This window comes from Priestia sp. 53B2 (genome assembly GCF_056099005.1).
The window spans coordinates 64,575-79,928 of record NZ_JBLZXA010000033.1; the positions used below are offsets into that span (position 1 = coordinate 64,575).

At 33.8% G+C, this 15,354-nt stretch carries 18 protein-coding genes and 2 pseudogenes; 9 read left to right on the forward strand and 11 right to left on the reverse strand.

The window, feature by feature from the left end:
- Positions 1 to 255 precede the first annotated feature (255 nt).
- The 4 genes and pseudogenes from ACN6NE_RS28605 to ACN6NE_RS28620 form a co-directional block, all read right to left on the reverse strand.
- Positions 256 to 1,701 carry a DHA2 family efflux MFS transporter permease subunit gene (locus ACN6NE_RS28605; protein WP_474328716.1) on the reverse strand — a complete coding sequence of 482 codons (1,446 nt, stop codon included), beginning with the start codon at positions 1,699 to 1,701 and terminating at the stop codon, positions 256 to 258.
- A gap of 162 nt (positions 1,702 to 1,863) precedes the next feature.
- Complete coding sequence (locus ACN6NE_RS28610) at positions 1,864 to 2,001, reverse strand: hypothetical protein (RefSeq protein ID WP_407818455.1); 138 nt, start codon at positions 1,999 to 2,001, stop codon at positions 1,864 to 1,866.
- A gap of 58 nt (positions 2,002 to 2,059) precedes the next feature.
- Positions 2,060 to 2,539, reverse strand: a pseudogene (locus ACN6NE_RS28615) (NmrA family NAD(P)-binding protein); the annotation flags it as partial.
- Positions 2,540 to 2,560: 21 nt separating this feature from the next.
- Complete coding sequence (locus tag ACN6NE_RS28620) at positions 2,561 to 2,773, reverse strand: hypothetical protein (RefSeq protein ID WP_474328718.1); 213 nt, start codon at positions 2,771 to 2,773, stop codon at positions 2,561 to 2,563.
- Between the two features lie 161 nt (positions 2,774 to 2,934).
- Here ACN6NE_RS28620 and ACN6NE_RS28625 point away from each other — a divergent pair, with 161 nt between their 5' ends.
- Together ACN6NE_RS28625 and ACN6NE_RS28630 are read left to right on the forward strand one after the other, a co-directional pair.
- Complete coding sequence (locus tag ACN6NE_RS28625) at positions 2,935 to 3,549, forward strand: TetR/AcrR family transcriptional regulator (RefSeq protein ID WP_129703624.1); 615 nt, start codon at positions 2,935 to 2,937, stop codon at positions 3,547 to 3,549.
- Between the two features lie 584 nt (positions 3,550 to 4,133).
- Positions 4,134 to 5,078, forward strand: coding sequence for an NAD(P)H-dependent flavin oxidoreductase (locus tag ACN6NE_RS28630; RefSeq protein WP_129703623.1), 945 nt, complete (start codon positions 4,134 to 4,136; stop codon positions 5,076 to 5,078).
- Positions 5,079 to 5,353: 275 nt separating this feature from the next.
- Here the strand turns inward: ACN6NE_RS28630 and ACN6NE_RS28635 are convergent, their stop codons facing one another.
- From ACN6NE_RS28635 to ACN6NE_RS28655, 5 genes are all read right to left on the reverse strand, one after another.
- The gene (locus tag ACN6NE_RS28635) at positions 5,354 to 5,965 is read right to left on the reverse strand and encodes a TetR/AcrR family transcriptional regulator (RefSeq protein ID WP_129703621.1); all 612 of its coding nucleotides are present in this window, start codon (positions 5,963 to 5,965) and stop codon (positions 5,354 to 5,356) included.
- A 539-nt stretch (positions 5,966 to 6,504) separates the two neighbouring features.
- Positions 6,505 to 6,936 carry a branched-chain amino acid ABC transporter substrate-binding protein gene (locus ACN6NE_RS28640; protein ID WP_474328721.1) on the reverse strand — a complete coding sequence of 144 codons (432 nt, stop codon included), beginning with the start codon at positions 6,934 to 6,936 and terminating at the stop codon, positions 6,505 to 6,507.
- A complete protein-coding gene (locus tag ACN6NE_RS28645) occupies positions 6,937 to 7,140 on the reverse strand; it encodes a helix-turn-helix transcriptional regulator (RefSeq protein WP_033580110.1) in 204 nt (67 codons plus the stop codon).
- Between the two features lie 159 nt (positions 7,141 to 7,299).
- Positions 7,300 to 7,506 (reverse strand): hypothetical protein, encoded by a 207-nt coding sequence (locus ACN6NE_RS28650; protein ID WP_043977124.1) that lies wholly within the window; start codon positions 7,504 to 7,506, stop codon positions 7,300 to 7,302.
- 36 nt (positions 7,507 to 7,542) lie between these two features.
- Entirely contained in the window at positions 7,543 to 8,172 is a 630-nt protein-coding gene (locus tag ACN6NE_RS28655) for a hypothetical protein (RefSeq protein ID WP_474328723.1), read from the reverse strand.
- Between the two features lie 517 nt (positions 8,173 to 8,689).
- Here ACN6NE_RS28655 and ACN6NE_RS28660 point away from each other — a divergent pair.
- Genes ACN6NE_RS28660 through ACN6NE_RS28670 form a run of 3 tightly spaced genes read left to right on the forward strand, consistent with a single transcriptional unit; the run spans position 8,690 to position 9,582 of the window.
- A complete protein-coding gene (locus ACN6NE_RS28660; protein ID WP_474328725.1) occupies positions 8,690 to 9,046 on the forward strand; it encodes a hypothetical protein in 357 nt (118 codons plus the stop codon).
- Between the two features lie 4 nt (positions 9,047 to 9,050).
- Positions 9,051 to 9,359 (forward strand): hypothetical protein, encoded by a 309-nt coding sequence (locus ACN6NE_RS28665; protein WP_474328727.1) that lies wholly within the window; start codon positions 9,051 to 9,053, stop codon positions 9,357 to 9,359.
- 40 nt (positions 9,360 to 9,399) lie between these two features.
- Positions 9,400 to 9,582 (forward strand): hypothetical protein, encoded by a 183-nt coding sequence (locus ACN6NE_RS28670; RefSeq protein ID WP_129703728.1) that lies wholly within the window; start codon positions 9,400 to 9,402, stop codon positions 9,580 to 9,582.
- Positions 9,583 to 9,939: 357 nt separating this feature from the next.
- Here ACN6NE_RS28670 and ACN6NE_RS28675 read toward each other — a convergent pair whose 3' ends face one another.
- Positions 9,940 to 10,554 carry a TetR/AcrR family transcriptional regulator gene (locus tag ACN6NE_RS28675; RefSeq protein WP_474328729.1) on the reverse strand — a complete coding sequence of 205 codons (615 nt, stop codon included), beginning with the start codon at positions 10,552 to 10,554 and terminating at the stop codon, positions 9,940 to 9,942.
- A gap of 3 nt (positions 10,555 to 10,557) precedes the next feature.
- Positions 10,558 to 11,826 (reverse strand): glycosyltransferase, encoded by a 1,269-nt coding sequence (locus tag ACN6NE_RS28680; RefSeq protein ID WP_474328731.1) that lies wholly within the window; start codon positions 11,824 to 11,826, stop codon positions 10,558 to 10,560.
- Between the two features lie 113 nt (positions 11,827 to 11,939).
- On the opposite strand from ACN6NE_RS28680, the pseudogene ACN6NE_RS28685 reads away from it, so the two are divergent.
- The 4 genes and pseudogenes from ACN6NE_RS28685 to ACN6NE_RS28700 all read left to right on the forward strand — a co-directional run.
- Positions 11,940 to 12,518 (forward strand): annotated as a pseudogene (locus ACN6NE_RS28685) (EamA family transporter); the annotation flags it as partial.
- Positions 12,519 to 13,137: 619 nt separating this feature from the next.
- Positions 13,138 to 13,311: a hypothetical protein gene (locus tag ACN6NE_RS28690; protein WP_452631661.1), complete on the forward strand. Its 174-nt coding sequence runs from the start codon at positions 13,138 to 13,140 to the stop codon at positions 13,309 to 13,311.
- 273 nt (positions 13,312 to 13,584) lie between these two features.
- The gene (locus tag ACN6NE_RS28695; RefSeq protein WP_474328733.1) at positions 13,585 to 14,214 is read left to right on the forward strand and encodes a DUF2238 domain-containing protein; all 630 of its coding nucleotides are present in this window, start codon (positions 13,585 to 13,587) and stop codon (positions 14,212 to 14,214) included.
- 205 nt (positions 14,215 to 14,419) lie between these two features.
- The gene (locus tag ACN6NE_RS28700; RefSeq protein WP_474328735.1) at positions 14,420 to 14,971 is read left to right on the forward strand and encodes a YhcN/YlaJ family sporulation lipoprotein; all 552 of its coding nucleotides are present in this window, start codon (positions 14,420 to 14,422) and stop codon (positions 14,969 to 14,971) included.
- The last annotated feature ends 383 nt before the right edge of the window (positions 14,972 to 15,354 follow it).

Below are 15,354 nucleotides of genomic sequence, written 5' to 3' on the forward strand. Positions count from 1 at the left end.
AATAAATACGGTTGCTTAGAATGAACAATTATATATTCGTGAGGCTTTCAACTGAGTAAATGTATACACTATTTATTCGCGTTTTATTATGTGGGACACCTGTAAGTATTACCCTTCAAGTGTTGAATGATGAAGAATAGTCAAATCACAGAAACAGGAGTAATAGATTTACTAAAAAACTAATTGTTTAAAAAAAAGACTCCACTAGTTGTGAAGTCTTTTTTTTAGCTATTGTACAGAATCAATTGTGTATAGTTAATTAGCTTCCTCTTTGAGCTTAACTCTTTTAATGAAAAATGAAATCACTAATCCAACAATGGCGACAACAACTGCAAAGATGAAAGAATTTTGAACACCGTTGTTAAAAGCAAGAACTTGATTTAACGGATCCATTTTATCTGATACATTTTCAAGGAATCTTCTTGAACCCGATGAAAGAATAGAAATACCAACAGCTGTTCCAACTGCACCAGCAACCTGCTGCAAGGTGTTCATGATAGCAGTTCCATGAGGATACAGTTCAGATGGAAGTTGGTTTAAACCATTCGTTTGAGCTGGCATCATAATCATCGAAATAGATATCATAAGCGCAATGTGTAAAGCAACAATAAACCCTGTTGAAGTTTCCGGCGTTATCGTTGAAAAACCATACATTGTGCCGGCTACAATCACAAGTCCAGGGATAACTAACCATTTAGGGCCGAAACGGTCAAACAGTCCACCCATAACTGGTGAAAGGATGCCATTAATAATTCCTCCAGGAAGAAGCATAAGACCAGCTGTAAAGGTTGATAAAGCTAATGATGTTTGTAAATACAACGGTAAAATCATCATTGCAGAAAGCATAATCAGCATACAGACTAAGATTAATAGAAGACCAATTGTAAACATTGGATATTTAAAGGCTTTAAGGTCTAGCATTGGCTCTTTCATCTTCGTTTGACGGACAGAAAACGCAATTAATGCGATAGTTCCAATGACAATAGATAGAATAACTTGTAAGCTTCCCCAGCCTCCACCTTCACCAGCGCTGCTAAATCCAAATACAATTCCGCCAAAACCTATCGTTGAAAGAACAACCGAAACTATATCGATTTTTGGCTTTGTCGGTGTAGTAACGTTCTGCACAAAAAAAGCTCCAAACACTAAAGCAACCACTAATAATGGAAGCGAAATCCAGAAGATCCAGTGCCATGTTAATGTTTTTAAAATTAAACCTGTTACGGTTGGCCCAACAGCCGGGGCAAACATAATGACTAACCCAATAATCCCCATTGATTTTCCACGTTTATGAGGTGGAATGATAACAAGGATAGTATTAAACATAAGTGGTAAAAGTATAGCTGTTCCAATTGCCTGTACTACACGAGCAACCATTAGTACACCAAACGTTGGTGCGATAGCTGCAATAAACGTTCCTATGATGGAAGAAATAAGAGACGTTATGAAAAGCTGTCTAGTCGTAAATCGTTGAAGAATAAAACCTGAAATAGGTACCAGAATTCCTAATGTTAATAGGTATCCTGTTGTCAGCCACTGGGCAGTAGTTTCATGAATACCAAAGCCAGAAATTAAATCTTTTAATGCCATATTTAAAGCTGTTTCACTAAACAAACCAATAAATCCGGCAATCAGAAATGATGTAATAATGGGTATAGTCTTTATACGAGAACTTTCCATACCTTTTTGTTGTTTGTTCATATTAATCCTATCTCCTTTTTTATACGGTATATATCTCATCAACCAACCTATACTTTATAAGATATAGGTTGGTTGATATTCATGGTTGATACGCTGAATCAAAATATGCGGTCTTCTTAAAGATAGGGCAATTGTCTCATCGTCACGTTTTAAAAGCGTTATTTAAAGGTTCTGACGTCCCCATTCTGCCATGGTAATCCCACGACGACCTAGAACTGTTAAGACGTCATCGTGAACAACAGTCTGAAGGGTCATTTGACCAGCTGCAGCTAATTTCATGGTTATAGCAGCGCTCTCCATATAGGCGCGCTCAGGAACAGTTGTAATCTGAGCAGCATACGCTTCCGAGTCCGCAGAATCAAGTGTAATACAATTTAATCTCTTTTCCTGATGCCTCAGTTAGAATATCAGCGACCTCAGGACCTGTCAGCACCTCCGTGCTCAACCAGTAATTAGCATTTCCGTGCTTCTTGGGACCCTCTCGTAACACGGCAGCAGCAATAGCAGCAATATCTTGTGCGAATACCCAGCCTTGCGGCATGTCACTCCAGTAGACTGGAAAAGAATGTGTTTCGGTTATTGAAGCAAAAGCAAAGATTGTATCAGCAATCACGTTGGGGTGAAGATGTGTCCAAGCGATTCCACTTGCTTCAATATAGGTTTCTACAAGGTCATGCCAATTAAAATGCGGTATAAAATCCTGACGCGAAGTGAATACACCCAGATGGACGATATGAGTCACTCTCGCATTGACCGATGGATCAACAAATTTTTTACTTTGATACAACATGTCAGAAGTATAACCAGTTAGCAAAAATACCCGGTCCACGTCCTCTAGAGCTGCAGCGAAGGTATCAGGTCAATTAAGGTCAAGTACGGCGGCATCACGGCCCTCTGCCCGCCACTTTTTAGCAACTTCTGGACGACTTGTCACAAGTCGAATGACGACACCCTCATCATTTTTGTCAAACTCTTTGACTACTTGTGACCCCACATTTCCAGTTGCGCCGATAACCAATACTCTCGCTACCATATTTCGTTTTGTAAAATTATTACTGGACGATGTTGACATATGTGATTCCCCCGCATCTTTTATATATGGAACTTTAAAGTTCCGTAAAATCATAGCATAGATAATTACGGAACGCAACATTATCGTAATGTATGATAAAAATGCTATAATTATGTATGTAAATGAGAACGTTAACCTAGAGGAAAGGTGTCGAGAATTTTATGATATATGAACAACAGCAACAAACAGAAATAAAAAGAGGGCGCCCTCTAGATTTATCACGCAATAGGGTAATTCTTGAAACAACTATAGATTTGCTAGCAGAAAACGGGTATGACTCCTTAACATTAGACGCGGTTGCTTCAAAGGCAAAAGTGGGAAAGGGAACAATCTATAGGCGGTGGTCTTCTAAAATGGACCTTGTCCTTGACGCTGCTATTTCGATGAGTCGTTTCGAAATAGCAAAAGAGAAATTGAATAAAAATCAAGATCTGAGAGGACAATTGATTGAGCTGCTTTCTCTGTTACTCCTGGAAGATAATAAAAATTATCAGAAAGCGATGAATGCAATTTGTAATTGTGTTTCTTGTAATGAAGAATTAGAAAAAGGGCTGCGTGATGCTTTTTACTCGCGCTACAGGAACGTTATTGAATCAATGCTTGATCCTTATGTAAAAGAAAATCATATTACCGATGACGATATAGAGCTCATTACAGATATTGGCCCTGCTTTAGTTATGTATAATATTTACTCTAGAAATCAGTCTACTAATTCTCATTACATCGAACGAGTTGTTGATAAATTAATGATGCCAATCCTATTAAAACAAGTGTAATTACTGAAATAGTGAACCGAATTTTGAAGCCGATTACATATCTTATTATGTAATCGGCTTTATAAATTATGGCATTCTTATTCATAGCTTACTTAACTAAACATCAATACTAGAAGGAAACTCCTCAAAAATTCTAATCATATACAGACTATAGATAGTTATAAATAACCTTTTAAATACTTCACCTTTTTAAAAAACACCAGCTTAGCAAAATTGAAGGAATCGTGAGACTTAAAGGAAGAAGGCAGTAGATTTAACCAGAGATAGATAAGTCTTATGAAGGAAGCTTATATTTTGCCTTTAAACGTAGAAGCAAAAAAAGTATATATTTAAGCCAAAAAGAGCCTGTTTCTAAGGAATTCAGGCTCTTTTCACGTCTTATAGGTCATTTGTTAACTCTAAATAATGGCATATTACAAAGTAATGAAATCAATTATTGAAACCTAGATAAGAAAATCTATGATTTGATTAATAAACAAAAAATTTAAATACGATAATGTTGCGTACCGTAATTTTCTTTGCTAAGATTTATTTATAGAACTTCTTAGTTCTATAAATCAAGAATTTGGAGAGTGAAAAACAACATGAAAAATAGAGTATCGGAAATATTAAATACAAAATATCCATTAATACAAGCCCCTATGTCATGGAATACAGATGCACAATTAGTAGCCGCAGTAGCAAATGCAGGAGGATTAGGAATATTAGGGCCAAATGCTGGACAAAAAACATTAACGAGTGATCCAAAAGAAACCGCAGAAAGAATGAGAAATGAAATAAGAAAAACAAGAGAATTAACAAGTAGTTCATTTGGATTAAATATTATTTCAAGTGGAGAAGAAAGAGATAAAGATAATCCTTTCTATAATGAATTATTGAGAGTAGCATTCGAGGAAAACATAAAATATTTTGCAATTGTAGGAGAAGCAAATAAAGTACTGTTCGATAAAATAAAAGAACATAATGGAGTAATCATATACAGACCAATAACCCCAACACCCGAAATAATGAAAGTAGCAGAGAAAATGGGCGCAGATTTATTAGTTGCTACGGGATATGATGAAGGAGGAGGTTTACCAGTAAAATCTGTCGGTACCTTTACAGTGGTACCTACGATGGTTGATTCAGTAAATATTCCAGTGTTAGCAGCAGGTGGAATCAACGATTCGCGTGGAGTAAAAGCAGCCTTTGCGTTGGGAGCAGAAGGCGTTTATATTGGGACAAGATTTATTGCGACACAAGAAGCGCCATCAGCAATAGAAACGAAACAAGCAATCCTAGATTCAGGCCATGAGGATATGGCATTTATCGTAAAAACATTGCGCTCAATACTAACCAAAAAGGCAGAAATAATTCTCAAAAAACATGAGAATAATGAAGATACATCTTCGGACATCACAGGTGGTTTTAGGACTGGAATGTTAGAAGGGAAATTCGATGAAGGGATAATCTCTGTAAATAATGGTATCGACATCATAAAAGACATACCAACAGTAGAAGAATTAATAGAAAGATTTTTCGAAAAATAAGATTATTAATAAAAACAACGACTCTGTTTAGTTAAACAGATAGGTTCCCCCAAAAGAATCACGGCAAAATGAATTATGGGACTAAATGGTAGTAAATCTTAATTTTATAAGTATGTACGATATGATTTTTAACTCTATACAGTTTTTTCATAAACTTGGACGTTTTGAAAGAAGTCATTTAGAGATATTTGATGGAATCGAGTACTAATAATTATAAAACCGAGCACATATCATATATGTGCTCGGTTTTATAATTTTCTTCTATATGGAATTGTTTAAACTTTTTTCAATGATACAAGAGGCATCATTAATTTATCAACAACTCGTTCGATGTAATGAGAATCATTAGATTGGTTTTTAAATTGAATTTTATACATAAGTAGTGCAGGGCCAATATCTGCCATGAGTTCTAAATCATCATCAGTAATTGAATTTTCCTTTATATAAGGCTCGAGAATCGATTCAATCGCACTTCTGTAACGCCAGTAAAAAGCCTCGCGTATACCTTGTTCTAATTGTTCGTTAACAGCATTACAAATCGCACTAGTGGCTTTCTGATATTTTTCATTATCTTGCTGAAAGAATAGCGTGAGTAAATCAATTAGCTGTCCTCTCAAGTCTTGATTTGTATTCAGTTCTTTTACTGATATCTCGAAAGGGCTCATTAAAGTGGCAGCGTCAATGACAAGGTCCATTTTAGAAGACCAACGTCTATAAATGGTCCCTTTTCCCACTTTTGCTTTGATAGCAACTGCATCTATTGTTAAGGAGTCATATCCATTTTCCGCTAATAGGTCTAAAGTTGTTTCAAGTATTACTTTATTACGCGACAAATCAAGAGGACGTCCTCTTTTTCCTTCTCTTGGATGATTTTTTTCATCTAACATAAAAAACCTTGCCACCCTTCCTATAGGTAGACTTTTTTATTTTCTTATCTAATAATACCACTTTCTTATATAAGAAAACAATTTGCAGTTTTATAATTCGATACTGTTGAGTTCTTTAATTGCTTCTGCTGAGATTTTTATGGAACTATATATTTCCTTATACATAGAAGATTTAGAGACATGATAAATAGTATTATAGAGAGCACTATTTATCGGCATATCAGGTTGACTCACATGCAGTCAAAGAGGTGAACAAAAGGATGAAAAGCTCTTACTATTAGAAGCTTTTTTGTTAAATAACTCCCAACAAATTACTAACAGCGTATTGTAAGCAAAGAGTAAAATTTTGTACCCTTGAGTGGTTAATACTATACGATACTAATTTTTATCCTAATAGTTCTACTTCTCAAGTTTTAGGGCAAATAATCCAGTTATCACCTATTTCTTAACAGTTAAGAGACTCAAAATAAGAAGTGGATAATCTTTATACAACATGTAGAATTAGTTAACATAAAACAAATTTTAGGAAGTGTTTATGTTTATTCTTCATCATCTTTAGAACGTTTTTTTATTAAAAAATAACCAAATGAAAAAGTTCCTAAAAAACATAAAAATATAACTGAACCAATTATTATACTATCAGCCAAGCTATTATCAGATGTTATCTTTGTTAGTAAGCCAAAAATAACTCCGACAACTAAACAACATAATACTAATAAGTAATAAGGCATTTTTCTAGTTTGTTTCTCATTTTCATATGAGTCAACAGAAATACTTAAGTTCAAATAACCTAATATAACACTAGTAAGTATCAAGACTAGCCATATAGGATTGTTGGTAATATTATTGAATCCTTTCGTAATCCCGTCGTATATCATAATTCCCACAAGTGCCAAAGTTTGAAAAGCAAACGCAAAACGAATATTTTTTAAGTTTTTGATAACAAGTCTTTCATCTGTTATTACTTTCATTTAAATCTCCTCCTGATCAACCCAAAAAATCTCATCTAAGGTTTTATTGACTGCATAGCATATTTCTAAGCAAAGTTTTAATGTAGGATTATATTTTCCTTTTTCAATTAAACTAATGGTTTGACGAGTAACACCAACTTTTTCAGCTAATTGATGCTGAGTTAAATCAGCCTGTACACGAAATATTTTTACGTTGTTTTTCAATATAAACCAATTCCTTCCCGATTTAAGTGTAACATATATGTTACATAATTCAATATATATGTTACATTATTCTCGAATTAAATTTACATAATCCTAATTATTGAAAAAAACAAAAACACCTAACTAAATCATTAGGTGTTTTTATATATTTTTATCAAATTAATTATACCATCCTATGCTATTGAGTATTATTACTCCTATAAGAACTACTAGTACACCTGTTGTTAAGCTTATAAAGAGTGTGCTCCAACTTTTAGTCTGAAACCAAATAATAAAAGCTAAAAGGGCTATAAAAATCAGCCCTAACAATAGTGCAGCATAAGGGTTTGTTGGAGTAATCCAGTCATACCAACTTAAAAAGTGCATAGGCTCGCTCCTCCTTAGGTATAAACTAATTTCTTCCTATTCGTCCATGTGAAAAATCATCTGTATCTCTTCTCCAACCATTTGATAAGCAGAAGCTTCACCTTGCAAATATCCACTTCTATAATCAGTCTTATCAAGCTCAAATTTTTCTTTAAGCATGTCCGCCATTCTTTGATAATTTACGGATAACCTCTCTGTATGGCTCAACTTATCAACGTCTTCTGATTTAATAATCAATCCTAGATCAATTTTTATTTTTTCATATGCAATAGACATACCTTCAAAAAGACCTTTTTGTAATTCTAGAGGTATTTTTTTTATTTCTTCTTTTGCCTCATCAGGAATTTCATCATAAAATCCACCCTTTAAAATATTGATTTCGTTAAAATTACTTTTTTCTTTTGCATCTAAGGCTCTTTTTTCTAATGACTCTATTAACTCTGTTAATTTTATATCCATAGCGACTCCCCCCTTAGAATAATCGAATTCTCTTACTAAACGATTTACAATCATACGGTAAGCTTTACTCATGCCAGATAATAATAATCTCTCATCGCCTGCAGTTACCTTTATAGACCTGGTGAGCTCTTTTTCCATATCAATAAAATCTAAAATACAATCTTCGATTTTTGCTCCTCGGAACATCCTTTTTCTATAATTAGACATATAATACATCTCCTTACAAAAAAATAATACTTTACATTTGTTTACGCATTTTGTTTTTAGAGATGAATGCTCTATACATCTTTAGTTAACATAATGTGACTTTCCGGAATACAAACCAAAAAGAACCCTCATGGGAGTAAGGGTTTCAAAAAGATTCCTATTACGAATTATGCAGCTTTTTATACACCCTTGATATGAAAGGCTTTCTCAGAGGTATAGATAAAGAAAGAATGTATAAAAAAGCTGTCTTTTATACATATGTTAACTCCTATAAAAAATTGCCTATATGCGAAAAATATGATGAAAATAGCTTATTTCATACATCAAATATGTATGAGCTCTACTAAAAGCAGCCGAAATAATCACAGTTGCTCTTTTTTTGCCTAAAATCGTGTTGCTAGCGAACTCATACGCAAAATTAAAAGTCTTTTCGTGAGTAGTTGTATTAGTAATTTCCTCATACTACCTCTTATTTTCTTCAACACAAATCAAATAATACGTTTAGGAGGTCAATTAAATGTCATTAAGAGATAGACTTAGACCTCCTCGATCAGTTCGTAGAGCAGCTAGGTCTCTTGATCCAAGCAAGGTTTTAACCGGAGAAGTTTCTACAGGAGAATATTTTGGAGTAGACTTAAATCCAGATGATTTTAAATCAGTAACAGATAATGCTGATGGGAAAGCTAAAGAATACAGTAATAGTGAAAGAGAAAATAAAAATTACTGTGATTGTGTAGTTGCGTTAGCTGCTGGATTTGCGGTAGCTGGTGCTGCTCTTAGGGGACCTGCAGGAGCAGGGCTAGGTGCCTTAGGCGGCTTTCCTGCAGCAAGGATAGCTTGTGGACGAATTTATGCTTCTGGACCTTGTGAATAATAAAATGGAAGAAGTGATTTTTATGCTCCCCTTTGCTGGGATGTTTGAGGATGGTCTTATTGGAGGATTTAACCCTAGAAAGCACGCACGCGAACAGGTTAACGCTATTGCAAATCAGAGAGCTAAAAATTATAGTGAAAGTGAAAGAGAAAATAAAAACTATTCTAATTGTGTTGCTGTAGTTTCTGTTGAATGTGCTAACGATAGTAGTATTTTTGATGGTGCTGGAATTGAAGGAATAATGGCTGACGGTGGCATCGCTGTAGCAAAGATAGCTTGTGGTCGCATATATAAATCAGAACCATCAGAATAATAAAAAGCGCAATCAAGTAATACAACTAGGAGGTGTTTTTATGCCAGAACACCGTTTCAATCAAACACATGATAATAACAATCATAGCAATAGTTATGATACAAACGGTGGAAGTATCCAACCAGTAGATGTACCCCAATCTGTCGGAAATAAAATTCCTGCTGAAAACGATGGACTAACTGGAAAAGTAAATGCAAACCTCGGATACCATCCAAAAAAATAGCACGAAAAAACCGCCCTACAAAAGTAAGGCGGTTCTCCGATAAGTTTTATCTTACAAAACTAAAACCATGTAGAATTTTTATATTTTGGAAATTATAACATTTAACAAAAAAAAGAGCAACCCTAAAGTTACTCTTTCTCTCAGCAAAAACTAACACAAAATGTGTGCATTGGTGCTCAAGGAGTGTTCAATAAAGTATACTTTTACGGACTTTGTACTTAATGATATTTCAAAACTTTATAAGATAATACTTAAATAAGTCTAAACTTTACTTGTCTCTAGACTTAATGTATTTGCTTTAGAAGGAGTTTTTATATTTTCCTATAAATTAATGGATAAATTGTCTGGATCCTTGTCTTATAAAAGGCTCATACCATCTTTCAATAAAGAAAGTAATTTTCCAGCTTGTTCATCAAAATAACCCTTTAGGCTTTCCTCCTTACTTTCATTAAATTCGTTTACAAATAAATTTATTGATAAATGATAGATACACTTAGAGACAAACTTCGCATCAAGATCTTTTCTTAACTCTCCTGAATTGATTCCACTGTTAATCATTTCTTCATAAACGCTAACAACACTTTGTTGATTTTCTTCTAATAAATTATGCATAAGCTGTTTATCTTCATATAATTTATATAATAGTTTTTCATACTCAGGATGCCGGGCTGCAAATATTGCTCCTGCTTTCAATAGATTATAAAAATTATCGAAAAAAGAGGAAGAGGTATTCTGTAAGTATGGAGCCATATAAGTTTGCTTTGTTTCTTTAATAATAGATAAAAGATGCATGAATAAATCTTCTTTATTGATAAAGTAATCGTAAAAACTACTTCTTGGAATGTTTGCTTCCTTTATAATTGTTGATATTTTGACCTCATTAAACGAATAATTAGAGAATGCATAGATGGCCGCATCTATAAGATTTTTCTGCTTTTCCTCTGTAAGTTTAAAAAATGTTAATTTAGGCATATTTTACTCCTTTTTTATGTTGTCTACTACGCTTTCTATATATTTAACTGATCGATGTATACCATTTTCCAATTGAATGATGCTCTTTATTTTTTGAGCATTTTCAATATACTTTTTATTTTCTACTTGTTCTAACGCTTGGACCAATTCAAACACTTCGAGATTTTTTTCTTGTAGAGGTTTTATGGAATACCCTTTTTTATAGAGGAGATTTGCCCAAAACGGTTGATCCACTGTAAACGGAATGATAATTTGTGGGACACCACTCAATAAGGCTTCAGACATTGTTCCCACACCTCCATGATGAATAATACCTTTAGCACGTTTAAATAAAAGCCTATGAGGTGCTTTTTCAACGGCGAGTATATTCTCTTCTTGATTAAACCTCATACCACTTGTTCCTGTTAACACTATTGCACGATTGTTCGTCTCTTTTAATGCTTGAAACAACTTTTGTTTAAAAATTGATGGATTCTTTAAAGGCATAGAACTAAATGATACTACAATAGGTTTCTTGCCTTTTTCCAGAAAGTTTTCTATCTCATTCGGTAGCGTCTCTTCTTTTGAATCTAAAAAGAAGAAGCCTGAGAGAAAGACAGAATCTTTCCAGCTATCTACTTCTTTAAAAAGAAAAGGACTAATTGGATAGAGTATAGGAATAGGTGATCCGTTTATGTCATAAGTGTAAAGTCCGGCTTTTCTTTTTGGTAATTTTAACGTTTTTTCTCTAAAATCGTTGATTTCTTTCATAAAAGGTAACTCACTAAACTTCACTACCTTGTAAGACAATCTATTTAATGTAGGACCAAAGCTTTTTTTTGACGATAAAGAGAAATTTGGAAACTCCGTAATTGGGTACATAATTGGAACTGGCGGTAAGCAAATACAAGGAATATTACAGTGTAGAGCAATATCAACACCACCAAGAGCTTTAGGGTGATAAATGATTAGATCTGCTCCTTGTGAAGCCTGATAAAAATCATCCATACTTTTTCTGTAGGATGGAGCAATTTTTTCTTTTGAAAATTTTATTATTTTAAAAGGTGAAAGCCTTTTACCATTAAGTATATCTCTTCCTTCCTCGCTCTCTATTATTGCCATCAAATCAGCTGAAGCTGGATGAAAAGAAACCTTATTTTCTTCAATAAAATGTTGAAACGTCGCACCTGTACAAATGACTACTTCATGTCCATTCTTAATCATTTCTCGAGCAAGTGCAATATAAGGCTGTACATCTCCTCTACTACCTAACGTCAAAATTGTCACTTTCATAATTAGCACCACCCAATAAATAATAAAAGCAATCCGACGACATAGTCGTCGGATTGCTTTTATTATTTATTAAACTGAACTTTATGTCAAGAAAATTTAATTAATAAAATGACGTTTTCGTCATGATCCTTTCACCATTTATCCTTAAAGAACAATTACCTCTCAAAAAAGTTATGTGTATCGGTATAGCGATAATAGGTATGTTAATGATTGTTGGAAACGGTGTAAGTGCCTCTGGAACGGAAGATTTACTTGGGATTTTTTTAGGATTACTCGCAGCTGCATTGATGTTACTAAATAAATTTATTCGCTTCATGGGTAGGTTAGAGATTACAATCATCCAACTTGGAATAACAGCTTTACTGCTCTTGCTATATGTATTTTTGACGGAAGGATTCGGTATCTTTGGAGTATCCAGATCGTCCGTCCCTTTTATAATCATTTTAGGAATTGTAAACACTGGTAGTGGATTTTGGTTGTTTTTTTCAGGTATGGAGAAGTTAAAGGTCCAAAGTATAGCTATAAGCTACGTAGATCCATTTGTAGCCATATTGATTTCTGCAGTTATCCTAAGAGAACATATGACAATTGTTTAAATACTAGGTGGCGCACTTCTTTTAGGATCGACATTTATTAGTGAGAATAAGGTGATTAATTTTCCCAAAAGAGGTAAGAGTGTATCAACCCTCTAATATGCGAAGCAGTAAGAAGTATTAGTTTCCAACTGCTTTATATATATTTAAAAACTTTTCATTTTGATGCTGAGGGATTTTCCGATAATTAAGTCCGTAAAAGTATACCTTTTTAGAAACACGAAAGTTGCAGCAAAAGAAATAACTGTTAAGTAATAATCGAAAGTAAATAAGCGTTCACCCGTAGATTAAAACAGGAGTTGACGATATTGGTACAAGTAACACTGATTATTTTGATGTTAGCATTAAGTATGGCATGTGTTGTTTGTAATGAACATATTTAAAGTCGGGTTCGTAGAAGCAATGAGTTCAAGTAACACTTTATCGAAAGTGTCCATTTCTCTGATGGGGGCTTATGTAATGATTTTTACAGTGTTCTTTTGTAATGATCATTATTACTCCGATGATAATGAATTTTCTGGCCTTCTAAATCAATGAGCATATACTACTATGCTTTAAACACAATGATAGTATGACTTTTGAAGACAAATTGTATTAATTTTTTACAAGGAATTAATTGGTGCAAAAGCATGAATGATTTGCTAGTGTGAAAAAAGGTAAAAGCAGAGAACCTATAGATGCGCATACGTGTAATTTAATGAAAGTAGGTGATTGGATTATGAAAAATAACATACAAGTATTGCCTATTGTCGCTTCTATCGGGATCGGTGCTGCTGCTTATAGTATGATGACAGGGCGTGGTGGACAACTTCAAAATATGATTCCTCTCTCTGGTATGGGTAATCAAGATATGAAGAGCCAAAGCTCTCAATCGACAACAAATGGGCAATAACTAAATTTCAGTATTTGTTTCTATCCTTTTACGTAAAATAAAGGATTATACAATATAAAAGGATTTTCTCTCTTATAAAATGAAGGAGAGGAAATCCTTTTAAGTTGCAACCAGGTAAAATTAAATACAATGTAAAAGATGAACATATTGTCAGAGGTGGTAATTTCATTATTAGAGGTAATGTCGCTACATCTCTAAGGAAAATAGCTCTAAGTACTCTGTATATAGAATTATTTTTTTCAAATACTGTAAGTAAAAACTCTCTCTGTAGGAGTGAAAAAATTGAGAAGAGACAAAAATAGAACACTTCATCTATTTTTACTATTGATTGTTACTGCAGTTTTTATTTGGTCAGTTATCAAGCCTGCAGGGTACTTGATATGGATATTGGAGGTTAGCCCTGCCGTTATCGGACTAATGATTGTCCTTGCAACATACAATAAATTTCGCCTCACTACTCTCTCTTATATCATTATTACAATTCTAGCCCTTATCATGTTCGTTGGCGGTCATTATACATATTCAAAAGTACCTCTTTTTAATTGGGCAAAAGATATTTTTCATTTTAATCGAAATCACTACGATCGTTTTGGACATTTTCTAAAAGGCTTGTTTGTAATTGTAATAAGAGAAATATTATTACGGAAAACACCAATGACCAAAGGTTATTGGTTATTGGTCATCTCTACAAGTATTTCACTTGCGATCGCCTCCTTGTACGAAATCATCGAATGGTTATCTTCTAAAATAACAAGGAAAGGAAAAATAACTAAAAGCTTTTTAGGTATGCAAGGAGACATGTGGGATGCACAATGGGATATGTTCCTTACCTTAGTTGGTACAATTCTTGCTTTACTTATCCTTTCAAAGCTACATAACCGTCTCCTAAAAAAATTCAATTAAAAAACAGAAAAAACCACTGAGCCTAGTCAGTGGTTTTTTCTATTACGTGTCAAACTTTCAAGAGTGAAACTTTACTATCACGAGTAGTTTGCTCAATATACAAAAGTTTATTCCTCCTTGAATTTTCAAGGTATTTCCTGTAATTATTTTAAAAAACAATGTAAATCTTAATACACATACGTATATAAGAAGGAGTGAAGAAAGAATGAAGACAAAAAAATATGTATTGGGACTCTTATCAGCTATTTTATCAGTAGGATTTCTTTTTGGTTGTAATGATAAAAAGGATGAAGCTGAGCCTGATCCAACTGAGGAACCGTCTGAACAAAAAGCACAAAACACTCGTGACAACAATGATTTACGAGACGTGGGATTTCAACCTGACGGTGTTCAGAATAATAATGTAGATAATAATAATCAGACACGATTAGAGGTAGCTGATAAAGCTGCGGATCGTATTGCTAAATTAAATGAAGTAGAGACTGCGAATGTGATTGTTACAAACCGAAATGCATACGTGGCTGTTGTTTTAAAGAATGGAGCAAACGGAGAAGTAAACGACCCTTTAAAAAAGAAGGTTTCAGATCAAGTAAAAGCTACAGATCGAGATATTCGAAATGTGTATGTGTCATCTGATCCTGATTTCGTAAATCGTATGGAAGGATACGGAAACCGAATTAATGAAGATGCGACAAGAAATGGTCTATTTGAAGACTTTACTGAAACCGTTCGAAGAGTATTCCCTAACAATCGTTAAAGAAAAATGATGAGAAATAACAAAGCAATTTTTTATGTTTTAAAAAGAGAGGCCTCCTTATAGATTAAGGAGGTTTCATATATGTTTATCTCTCCATTATACGAAATGACTTAATAGTTATTTTTGATTCCTTTCTTACTATCATAAGAGCATTGATCATGTAATGGGTTCTTCGTTAGGAGAGAAGAGTATGTCTATCTAAAAATGAAGGAGAAAATCCAGGTAGATTATAAAATATTCAGGATAATCAATCAGCTAGCTAGTCGTTATTCTGTATTAGGTATGATGATGATATTAATTTCACAAAAGGTTCGTTATGTGTTCATCTTTATGTTGATTGTGATGTGGTTTCGAGGAGATTTGCAAAGAAAAGTGACCACTTA

Excerpts from the sequence above, each read along its gene's own strand:
- ACN6NE_RS28605 (WP_474328716.1), bottom strand. The coding sequence starts at position 1,701 with ATGAACAAACAACAAAAAGGTATGGAAAGTTCTCGTATAAAGACTATA.
- ACN6NE_RS28610 (WP_407818455.1), bottom strand. The coding sequence starts at position 2,001 with ATGGAGAGCGCTGCTATAACCATGAAATTAGCTGCAGCTGGTCAAATG.
- ACN6NE_RS28620 (WP_474328718.1), bottom strand. The coding sequence starts at position 2,773 with ATGTCAACATCGTCCAGTAATAATTTTACAAAACGAAATATGGTAGCG.
- ACN6NE_RS28625 (WP_129703624.1), top strand. The coding sequence starts at position 2,935 with ATGATATATGAACAACAGCAACAAACAGAAATAAAAAGAGGGCGCCCT.
- ACN6NE_RS28630 (WP_129703623.1), top strand. The coding sequence starts at position 4,134 with ATGAAAAATAGAGTATCGGAAATATTAAATACAAAATATCCATTAATA.
- ACN6NE_RS28635 (WP_129703621.1), bottom strand. The coding sequence starts at position 5,965 with ATGTTAGATGAAAAAAATCATCCAAGAGAAGGAAAAAGAGGACGTCCT.
- ACN6NE_RS28640 (WP_474328721.1), bottom strand. The coding sequence starts at position 6,936 with ATGAAAGTAATAACAGATGAAAGACTTGTTATCAAAAACTTAAAAAAT.
- ACN6NE_RS28650 (WP_043977124.1), bottom strand. The coding sequence starts at position 7,506 with ATGCACTTTTTAAGTTGGTATGACTGGATTACTCCAACAAACCCTTAT.
- ACN6NE_RS28655 (WP_474328723.1), bottom strand. The coding sequence starts at position 8,172 with ATGTCTAATTATAGAAAAAGGATGTTCCGAGGAGCAAAAATCGAAGAT.
- ACN6NE_RS28660 (WP_474328725.1), top strand. The coding sequence starts at position 8,690 with ATGTCATTAAGAGATAGACTTAGACCTCCTCGATCAGTTCGTAGAGCA.
- ACN6NE_RS28665 (WP_474328727.1), top strand. The coding sequence starts at position 9,051 with ATGGAAGAAGTGATTTTTATGCTCCCCTTTGCTGGGATGTTTGAGGAT.
- ACN6NE_RS28670 (WP_129703728.1), top strand. The coding sequence starts at position 9,400 with ATGCCAGAACACCGTTTCAATCAAACACATGATAATAACAATCATAGC.
- ACN6NE_RS28675 (WP_474328729.1), bottom strand. The coding sequence starts at position 10,554 with ATGCCTAAATTAACATTTTTTAAACTTACAGAGGAAAAGCAGAAAAAT.
- ACN6NE_RS28680 (WP_474328731.1), bottom strand. The coding sequence starts at position 11,826 with ATGAAAGTGACAATTTTGACGTTAGGTAGTAGAGGAGATGTACAGCCT.
- ACN6NE_RS28690 (WP_452631661.1), top strand. The coding sequence starts at position 13,138 with ATGAAAAATAACATACAAGTATTGCCTATTGTCGCTTCTATCGGGATC.
- ACN6NE_RS28700 (WP_474328735.1), top strand. The coding sequence starts at position 14,420 with ATGAAGACAAAAAAATATGTATTGGGACTCTTATCAGCTATTTTATCA.